Annotated in this window: 5 protein-coding genes and 1 pseudogene; all 6 read right to left on the bottom strand. The window is 66.4% G+C overall.

Annotation, left to right across the window (positions count from 1 at the left end):
- A pseudogene (locus VN520_RS35065) lies at positions 1 to 436 on the bottom strand (hypothetical protein); the annotation flags it as partial.
- Positions 437 to 1,014: 578 nt separating this feature from the next.
- Positions 1,015 to 4,176 carry an amino acid adenylation domain-containing protein gene (locus VN520_RS35060; protein WP_325750989.1) on the bottom strand — a complete coding sequence of 1,054 codons (3,162 nt, stop codon included), beginning with the start codon at positions 4,174 to 4,176 and terminating at the stop codon, positions 1,015 to 1,017.
- A gap of 77 nt (positions 4,177 to 4,253) precedes the next feature.
- The gene (locus tag VN520_RS35055) at positions 4,254 to 5,054 is read right to left on the bottom strand and encodes an NAD(P)-dependent oxidoreductase (RefSeq protein WP_325750988.1); all 801 of its coding nucleotides are present in this window, start codon (positions 5,052 to 5,054) and stop codon (positions 4,254 to 4,256) included.
- A 113-nt stretch (positions 5,055 to 5,167) separates the two neighbouring features.
- Positions 5,168 to 6,997 (bottom strand): non-ribosomal peptide synthetase, encoded by a 1,830-nt coding sequence (locus tag VN520_RS35050; protein ID WP_325750987.1) that lies wholly within the window; start codon positions 6,995 to 6,997, stop codon positions 5,168 to 5,170.
- Positions 6,994 to 8,199 carry an alanine--glyoxylate aminotransferase family protein gene (locus VN520_RS35045; protein WP_325750986.1) on the bottom strand — a complete coding sequence of 402 codons (1,206 nt, stop codon included), beginning with the start codon at positions 8,197 to 8,199 and terminating at the stop codon, positions 6,994 to 6,996. The genes VN520_RS35050 and VN520_RS35045 overlap by 4 nt, the downstream gene beginning before the upstream one ends.
- A 65-nt stretch (positions 8,200 to 8,264) precedes the next feature.
- Complete coding sequence (locus VN520_RS35040; RefSeq protein WP_325750985.1) at positions 8,265 to 9,605, bottom strand: MFS transporter; 1,341 nt, start codon at positions 9,603 to 9,605, stop codon at positions 8,265 to 8,267.
- Positions 9,606 to 9,622: the final 17 nt, after the last annotated feature.

Below are 9,622 nucleotides of genomic sequence, written 5' to 3'. Positions count from 1 at the left end.
GAGCTTCGAGCATGGTCGTGGCGAGCGGCGCTGCGGACTGCGAGCCCAGGCGGGCAAGCAACGCTGCGGCCAGGCGGTCGACGGCCTCCGGCGGTGCGGCGGCGTCCCCGAAGGCGGGCGGCAGGAGCAACAAGCGGGCATGGAGGTCTGCGACGGTGCCGCCAGGCAGACCGTTGTCCGCAGCAGCGACCAGGTCCGGCCAGGACAGTCCGGGGCTCATGAAGTGCCCGTCGTTACGCGAGAGCAGCTCGGCTTGCTCCCAGTCGGAATGGTCCACCAGGTAGTCCACCCCCACCTCGCCAGGAACGGCGCGGTGGACAACGTGGAGCTGGTGCCCCTCAGCGGGCGGGATGGTGCAGACGGGCCAGTCGGCCCGCTGCCACAGACGCATCTGGTAGGCCCGGTGTTCCGCCCAGGCATAGCCGGGTCCGAACATCAGCCCACCGGCTCCACCCTCAGCACAGGAGTAGAGGTGCCCCATCCAGAACAACCTCTCATCCAGTAGCTCGGGGCTCAGGCCGAAAGGACCGTCGTGGTAGCCGACTATCCGTACGGGAGGTGCTTCCGCCAGAAGAAACACCGTCACACCCCTTCCGACCTGCACAAATACGAGGTGGGGTGGGGTGTGACGGATTCTCTGGGACTTCTCTGGGACTTTGAACCAGGAGCGACAGCTTCCGAGCACCGCGCTCTTCACATGATGAGTCATCGCGAAACATGTGGAACAGAAACAGGTGAAAGGAATCGCAGATCTGCGGTTCGGCCGGGACAAGCGGAACGAATCGACGACTGTCTTGCCGGCACCGGACTCAGCCTCACCCACGACGTGGCAACAACCCGAAGAAGTCAGTAATTCCTTTCCAACGGCCCCGGCGGCTCAGGTCGAGTCCACCGGGATGTTCGAGCAGTGAGGGTCGCCACGCCTGATTCGAGCTGGGCTTGTGAAGCCTCTGGTCAGAGCATGCGGAAGGCCCTCCGGCTCGTGGTGGTGGCGGTCGTCTCACTCACGGTCAGTCAGCCGACTGGTTGGTCGGCCCCCGCCGCCACGATCAGGCGGGCGGCGTTGGTGACTGAGGAGTCCCCGAAGAACTCGGCAATCGGGACTTGCACCGTGAACACACTCTTGAGGCGGGAAACGAGCCGCAGCGCGGCCAGAGAGTGGAAACCCAGCGCAAAGATGTCCGTCCGCAGGTCGATCGTCGGTACTTTGAGTACCTCACAGTAGACCTCCGCGACCTTGACTTCGAGCTCGCTGCCCTGCGCTTCCTCGGGGACGACACGCTCGCGGCTCTGCAGCGCGAGCAAGGCTGCTTGGTCAACCTTGCCGTGCGAGGTGAGCGGGAACCGTTCCACTACTGAGATTTGAGCCGGAACCAGGTGTGGGGGAAGCTGGGTACGAACGTACGCCGCGACTGTTGCCTCGTCGGCGTACGCACCGATCAGGAACGCGATCAGCTCAAGCTCGGCCGCTGGGTCAGCCTCGGTGCGCCGAGGCACGACCAGGCTGCGCGCCACGTCCGGATGGCCGTCGAGCACCGATTCGATCTCGGCGAGCTCGACCCGGTGGCCGCGCAGTTTGAGCTGACGGTCCACGCGGCCGAGAAATTCGAGGTCACCTTCGGTAGTCCATCGGCCTTGGTCGCCGGTGCGATACATACGTGCGCCCGGCTCGGCCGCAAAGGGGTCCGCCAAGAAGCGCTCGGCGGTCTGCTCGGGCCGGTTGAGCAAGCCGTCGGAGATGCCGGGGCCGGCCAGGTAGATCTCTCCTGGCACGCCGCGTCCAACCGGTGCGAGCAAAGCGTCGAGCACGTAGACGGCGGCGTGCGGCATTGGTCGTCCGATCGGCAGCGCCTCGCGGTCGAAGTCAGCACCGGGCTGGTAAGTCGTGCTGGTCACCGCCGTTTCGGTGAGCCCATAGACATTGGTGAGCGGAATCCCGAAGTCCAACCAACGCTGGTAGACCTCGATCGGCGCGCGTTCGCCGCCGACCAGCACTCGCCGCAAGGTTTGCGGAATGGGGACAACAGCCGGGTCGATCAGGCGCACTACTTCGATCCAGTAGGCGGTGGGGAGCTCACATAGAGTGATCTCGCGCTCTCCGAGGAGGTGCAGCAGTTCCTCCGGGCTGGTCCGGCCGAGCACGCCATCGAAAAAGACGACGCACCCGCCGGCCAGCCAGGTGGGGAAGAGCTCCTCGACATGTACGTCGAAGGTCATCGCGGCGAGCTGCAGCATCCTGTCTTCCGGGCCCAGATCGAACGTGTCCACCGCGGCACGGGTGAACGCGGTCAGGTTGACATGGGTGACGAGGGTGCCCTTGGGCACTCCCGTCGAGCCGGAGGTGAACGGGACATAGGCGACCTGACGGGCTGCCACGGCGATGTCCTCGAGATCTTCATCGGTCTGGGCCTCGATCGAGGAAGCAACCTCCGGATCGTCGAGGGCGAGTACGTGGTGGGCCCCGGCAAAGTCCTCGACAAGGTCCATGACCGTGAGCACCAAGCGGGGCGCGGTCTCGGTGAGGACGTGGGCCTTGCGGCTGCCGGGCGCGTCCGGAGCCACAGGGACGTAGGCCCCGCCCGCCTTCAGCACGGCGAGCACGGCGGACGGCCAGGAGGAGCCATGGGGCAAGGCGAGCGCCACCCGCTCGCCCGTGCGAAGGCCTAGCTGACGCAGATGCCGCGCGAGCCGGTTGGCCTGGCTGTTGAGCTGTGCGTAACTGACTGGAGTACCGTCTTCACGCTCGATCGCCGGTGCATCCGGGCTCTGTCGGACCCGTCGCTCGAACAGCGCGTGCAGGGTGGCCGGCTCGTCCCCCGGCACGGGTCGGCCGGTGAGCTCCCGATCGGGCGCGGCGTCGGTCGATGTGCGAAGCGCTCCCAGTGGGAGCTCGGGGTGGGACACGGCCTCGCCGAGCAGCGCCAGGTAGCTTTCGGCCATTGCCTCGATGGTGCCCGGGTCGAACAGCTCACTGTCGTATTCGAACTGAAGGCTCAGCTCCCCCAGCGCGTCCACAGCTCCGAGACTGAGACGGAACCGGGCCCCGCCATTGGACAACTCGTATAGCTCCGTCACCGCGCAGTCCGGCAGCGTGGCCTCGAACTCCGTGGACTGCTCGAAGGAGAACATCGTCTGGAAGAGCGGGGTCTCACGCGAGGTCCGTTGGGAGTCGACCCGTTTGACAAGCTCGGAGAAAGGCGCGTCTTGTGAGGAGAGCGCGTCGAAAGTACTCAGCTGGAGTTCGCGGACCAGGGAGGCGAAGGACACGTCCGCGTCCAGCCGCAGTCGCAAGGGCACGGTGTTGGCGAACAGCCCGATGAGCGACTGGTACTCGGGCCGGGTCCGGCCGGCCAGAGGTGTTCCGATCAGCAGGTCGTCCTGACGGGTGCAGCGGGCCAGCAGCACGCCCCACACACCGCCGAGCATCGCGAAGGGCGTGACCCCGAGCCGCTTGGCGCAGACGTAGGTATCGGCCCGCAGTTGCTCTGGCACCACTGTCGTGAACGCATCCCCCCGGTAGTCCCGGGACGCTCCTGAACTGTGATCGACCGGCAGCGCGAGGATCGTCGTCGCACCGGCCAATTCCCGAGCCCACGCGTCGAGCACGTTGCTGTACCCGCCGTCCTCGGTGATGCGCCGCTGTTCGGCGGCGAAGTCGTGGTACTGCATGGTGAGGTCAGGCAGATCGGGCTCACCGCCCGCGTGCCATGCGGCGTAGAGCGCGGCGAACTCGGTCCAGAACAGACGCAGCGACCAACCGTCCGCAACGATGTGGTGCATGTTGAGGAAAAACACGTAGGCGTCATCCTCAAGACGTAGCGCAGCAGCCCGCAACAGCGGACCGTGCACAAGGTCGAAGGGCTCGCGAGCGGCGGTCTCGACGAACACACGCCATTCGTCGGGCCGGGAGCGAAAGTCGAACACAGGCAGCGCGAAGGGCTGCGGCGGATCTGTGATCAGGTAAATTTCACCGTTCTCCTCGCCCACCCGCGAGCGCAGCACCTCATGCCGACTCACGATCTCGGTCACGCAGCGCTCGGCGAGCTCCGTGTCCAACGCGCCACGCAGTCGGATCACCATCGGTATTCCGTAAACGCTGCGGCCCGGAGCGAGTTGTTCAGCAATCCAGATCTGCTCCTGCAGGAGGGAGATCCTCTCGATCTGTCGGTTGCCCATGGGTGCTCCGGTCGGGTGCGTGGTCTTCGGAGTAGTGGTTGACTCGGTCATCATGTCCCGCTCTTCCTGACAGTCGGCTAGTAACCGAGTTCCCGGTCGACCAGGCCGATCGGCTCAAGGCCGTTCGCCAGTCGCCGAATGTTGCGCCGGACCAGGTCGACGAAGGGTCCGAGTGCGTAATCCAGATCGCCCGCACAGTGCGCGGTGATCACACAGGTGGGAAGGGACCACAGCGGGTGCTCCGGAGGAAGCGGCTCGGGGTCGGTGACGTCCAGGCCCGCGCCGGCAATCCACCCGGAGGTCAGCGCACGAACGAGGTCATCTGTGATGACGAGCCCGCCGCGCGCCACGTTCACCAGGCACGCGTCCCGACGCATGGACCTGAGTCTGACTGCGTCGATCAGACCGGCCGTTTCCGCGGTCAGTGGCGCCGCGAGGAAGACCACACGGGCCTCGGGAAACCATTCGTCGAGGCGATCGGGCGTGCCGACCTCGGCGCCCGCCATCGGGGCGCCGCCGCGGCATACCACCTTGGCGCGGACCCTGAACGGGCGCAGCAGTGCGAGCAGTGCCCGGGCAATGCCGCCGCCGCCCACCACAAGGACCTCGGCGTCCGTCAGCCCGATGGCGGGGCGAGGCAGCCACGCGCCGGCCCTCACGGAGGCAGTGCCCTGACGCAGCACGGTCAGCGCGAGCATGAGGGCGTGTTCAGCTACCAGCTCGGACTGGACGCCCACGGCCCGGCTCCAGCGGATCTTCTGATCCATGAGCGGCAGGTAGCTTTCGACGCCGGTGCTCGCCAGCTGAACCCAGCGCACCGACGGCGCGCACTCCAGTGCAGCTGCCAGCACCGAGGGCTGCTCGCCGGTCCAGATCAAGCCCTGAGCCCGGGCTAACGGAGCTAGTCGAACGCCTGAAGCATGCAGCGCTGTCATGAGACCGGCGGGCTCCGGTTCCGGAAGCACTGCCACTGGTAGGTCGGGAAGCATGGTCACCAGCCACCGCCCGGCTTACCCACCGCCGTGACGTCCGCCTTCGCGTCGGCCAGCGCTGCCACTCCGCGTACCGAATACGCGTCGAAGACTTCACGGAAACCGAGGCTGATGCCCAAGTGTTTGTGGATCCAGCTGATCAGCCGCAACATGAACAGCGAATCCCCACCCAGGTCAAGCAGGTTATCGAGCACACCGATCTCGTCGAGTCCCAGTAGCTCCGCCGCGGCGGCGCCGACGCGCCGCTCGATTTCACCTGTCGGCGGCACGAACTCGGTGGGCAAGTCGGGCCGACGCTTCGGCGGCTGTGGAAGCATCGCGTGGTCGATCTTCCGATGCGTCGTCAGCGGGAAATCGTTCAGCCGGATCAGCGCTGAAGGGATCATGTAGGCCGGCAGTTCGTCGGTGAGGAAGGAACGCAGCTCACCGCCGCTCACGGTGTCCCGGTCAGCAGTCACGTAGCCGATCAGACGCTGCTCACCCGAGGCGTCTCGACCAGTCGTGACCAGGGCTTGACGCACCGCTGGGTGCCGGTCGAGCGCAGCCTCGATCTCGCTTGGTTCGACGCGATATCCACGCACCTTGACTTGTTGGTCGACGCGTCCAAGGAATTGCAGCCGACCGTCGGGAAGACGGCGTACCCGATCGCCGGTGCGATACAACCTGGCCCCCGGGATCCCCGAGTAGCGGTCGGCGACGAACCGCTCCGCGGTGACGTCGGGTTTGCCCAGGTAACCGCGTGCCAGCGAGTCACCACCAATGAGCAGCTCGCCCTCGGCATCTGCGGGAACAAGTTCGAGCCGCTCGTCGACGACGAACATTCGGGTTCCGGCGATGGCATCGCCTATGGACAACACCCCGTCCTTGGGTGCTTGTCCGGGCGGCACGCTCCAGTATGCCGCGGTCGCAGTGGTCTCGGTCGGCCCGTAGACGTGCACCAGCGGAAGGCGGAAGCGGTTCCACTGCTGGACGGCTTCGGGCATGGCGCGGTCTCCTCCCATGACGACCAGGCGCAGCGATGGGGGCAGTGCCCCGCCGGTGTCCACGAGGTGGCGAACCAGCAGGTGCCAGGGCGCGGTCTGCATCTCCAGCAGCGTGACGTCGTGCGCGGTGAGGAAGTCGAGCAGGGCCTCCACCGGGGAGAGCGCAGCCCGGTCGGTCGGGAACACGCATGTCCCGCCCTGTACGAGTGGGGGGAACAGCTCCTCGAGTGAGGCGGAGAATGCGGCGGCGGCCAGCATCAGGTAGCGATCACGCGGTCCCATGCCGAACTCGGCACTCGCGGCGGCTGCGAGATTCGCCAGGCCGAGATGGGTGATCATGACGCCTTTGGGCGCTCCGGTGGAACCTGAGGTGTAGATCACGCAGGCCAGATCGTCCGGCGCGGCTGCGGGGGCGCCCGGACGGGGAGGCAAGCGGCCCCGGTCCGGCGCAAGCACCGTGACGGGCAGGTTGGTTGGCCCCTCCTGCGCTCCGTCCACGATGAGAATCTTGATACCGGAGTCTGCCGCGAGGAAACTCTTGCGCTGGTCGGGGTAGTCCGGGTCGACAGGCACGTAGGCCGCTCTCGCACGCAGCACGCCGAGAATCGCGACAAGCAGGTCAACGGAGTGACGCATCATCACGCCGACGTGATCGCCGGGAAGCACTCCCGCCTCCGCCAGGCGCGCCGCCATGTGCTCGGCTTCGGCGGCGAGTTCGGCGTAGGTCAGCGCCCGCTGTGCGTCCTCGGTGGCGCAAGCGTGCGGCGTCACCCTTGAATGCTGCTCAAGCAGGTGCGGGATGAGCTTCGGCGCATCGTTACGTGCTGATTGAACGGCGGCGTTCACGCAGCAGACTCCTCTGGGTTAGGCGACGTCGACGTCAAGGGGCTCGCAGCTGCGTCAACCTGCTCTGCCATCAGCTTCACGATGGGTGTGACGCCACTGCCCGGCAGCACCGGGGCGCCAAGGGCCGCCAGCCCGGTCTCAAGCGCGGCCAGCGCGGTAACCAGGTCGAGCGGGTCGGTGTGGCCGCAGTGACCGACCCGTACCACTTGATCGGCCAGTTCTCCGTTGCCGGTGGCCAGTTGGACGCCTGTGTGCTCGACTACCGCATCGACGAGAGGTCCCGCGCCTATTCCGGGCGGTGTGAACGCGGCCGTTACGATGCCGTTGCGCGCCGCTTCTGGGGTCAGCAGCCGGAGTCCGAGGCCGCGCAAGCCCGCTCTGGCCATCCGGCCGAGCTCCGAATGCCGCCGGTCGCGCCGCTCCATGCCTTCAGCGAGTACCTGTTCGAGCGCCGCAGACAGCTGGAGCAGCACTCCGACCGCCGGCGTCCAGGGGGTACGCGGGATGGAGTGGTTCAGGCTGTCACGCGTGATCGTCCAGTCGAAGTAGTACCGCAGATGCCTGGCCTTGGCGTGCCGGCGCCAGGCGCGCTCACCGACCGAGACGAAAGAGACCCCCGGAGGCGCCATCAGCGCCTTCTGAGTCCCGCCGACCACGACGTCCAACCCCCATGCGTCGGCCTGCATTTCGCAGCCGCCGACCCCGGAGGCCGAGTCCACTACCGTCAGCACACTGCGGGTCGCGCGCCCGATGGCCTCGAGGTCCGTGACGACGCCTGTGGAGGTCTCGCAGTGTACGACGATCGCCGCGACGATTTGCGAGTCGGCCTCCAGGCAGGCTTCGACAACTGCAGGGTCCGGCTCGCAACCCCACTCGACGTCGAGCACGACGGTCTCCAGGCCATAAGCGCGGCATAGCGCCACCCAGCGCCTTCCAAAGGCACCGTTGTTCACCACGAGTACCTTTTCCCCTGGACTGAAGAGGTTTTGCACCGCGCTCTCGAACGCACCGGTGGTGCTTGACGAGAAGACCAGCACGTCCCCCGCAGTACCAAGCACTTGCCTGAGCCCGTCGATGATTCGTGTGAATATGCGTGCGAAGTCCACGGTACGCTCGTCGACCATTGGATGCGTCGCCGCCGCGATGACCGCGGGAGGCAGCGGGGTCGGACCGGGTATGGCCAATCTGTCCTTATAAATCATCTTCCTGATTCCTTCGTGCCGTGGTGGTCCGGCTTCGTCAAGGCTCGTCTGCGGTCGAATACCGCTCAGCTGACCGACGCCTCACTGCCGCCGGCTGGCATGTGCGGTTCGATGGCGCGCCTGCGGAGCCCGGCATCGTCCGGCTCGTCCTGCACCTGTAGTTCTGGTTGCTCAACCCTGGTCAGGGCAAGGGCGAACAGTGCCGTGCCCACCACTGCGACCACAGCACAGCCCACCAGGACCGGGCGTAGGCCGAACAGGATGCCCAGTGGGCCTGCTACGGCGAAGCCGACCGGCTGGGCGATCTCCGAGGCCATCAAATCGAAGGCAGCCACCCGGCCGAGTACGGCGCTCGGTACGGCTCGCTGCATGAGGGTCTGGAAGAACACCCCTTGCAGGCCGATCGCGCAGCCGGAGAGCAGTGCGGCACCCGCCACCACCGCCGTCGGCACGCCAGAGCCGAGGGCCAACGTTTCGAAGACGATCAGCGGTGGCAGCCACGCTATGAAGACCACAGGCCGCTTCGGCTTGATCCGCCCGGCGGTGAACTGCGCGCAGACCACGCCGATGGTCATGCAGGTGCCGATGACACCCCAAGCTGCGGGACCGCCCAGATAGGTGTCGGCCACCAGCGGGCCGAGGACCGCGAGGGGAGCCAGCAGGACCAGCGAGAACAACGTCCACTGCAAGGTAAGCAGCCATAGCCAGGGGCGCATTCGAAACTCACGCCATCCTTCCCCCAGCTGCGCGAGCGTCCCGCTCTTGCGATCCGGCTCGGCTTCGCTCCCAGCGGGGATCCTGGCGAATATGAGGCAAAGAGTAACGAAAAGCATCAGCACGCTCTCCACCAGGAAAGCGGCTCCCGAACCGTACACCGCCACGACCATTCCTGCCGCCGCAGGGGCCACCGTCCAAGCCAGCGAGGAAAAAGTGCCGACCAACGCATTGGCCTCGTCCAGGTCCTCTTTCGCAACGACGTCCGGCATGATCGCCATGCTGGCCGGACCGAATAGCGCGTCAGCGCCGCCGTATATGACTGCCAGAGCGAAGAACCAGCCGAGGGTCGCAGTATGCGTGAGTAGTCCTATGGCCAAGGTCGCCGCCGCGACCAGGCGTACGATCGACGAAGCAATGAGCAACGCGGCACGCGGAAAGCGGTCCGCCGCGACGCCGGCAAACAGCGACAGGACGAGCGAAACCGCCGCCTGAACTCCGAGGACAAGGCCGAGGTCACTCGCAGAACCAGTGGTGTGGAGGATACCGAAGCTCTCCGCAACTGGCAGGAAGCCGTTGGCCATGCTGGAGCCCAGCCGGGCGGCCAATAAGCAGGCGAAGTGTCGGTCAGTCAGCAGCCTTCTGCGTTTGCCTCGACGTTCTCGTTCGCCGGAGACCACTACATCGCTCATTGCGCCTCTTTCCGCGC

Source organism: Streptomyces sp. (genome assembly GCF_035563135.1).
In the GTDB taxonomy this organism is placed as follows: domain Bacteria; phylum Actinomycetota; class Actinomycetes; order Streptomycetales; family Streptomycetaceae; genus Streptomyces.
This window is presented reverse-complemented; position numbering and strand designations above follow the sequence as displayed.

Coding starts and splice junctions, on each gene's coding strand:
- VN520_RS35045 (WP_325750986.1), bottom strand. CDS start 8,199: ATGATTTATAAGGACAGATTGGCCATACCCGGTCCGACCCCGCTGCCT.
- VN520_RS35040 (WP_325750985.1), bottom strand. CDS start 9,605: ATGAGCGATGTAGTGGTCTCCGGCGAACGAGAACGTCGAGGCAAACGC.
- VN520_RS35060 (WP_325750989.1), bottom strand. CDS start 4,176: ATGGGCAACCGACAGATCGAGAGGATCTCCCTCCTGCAGGAGCAGATC.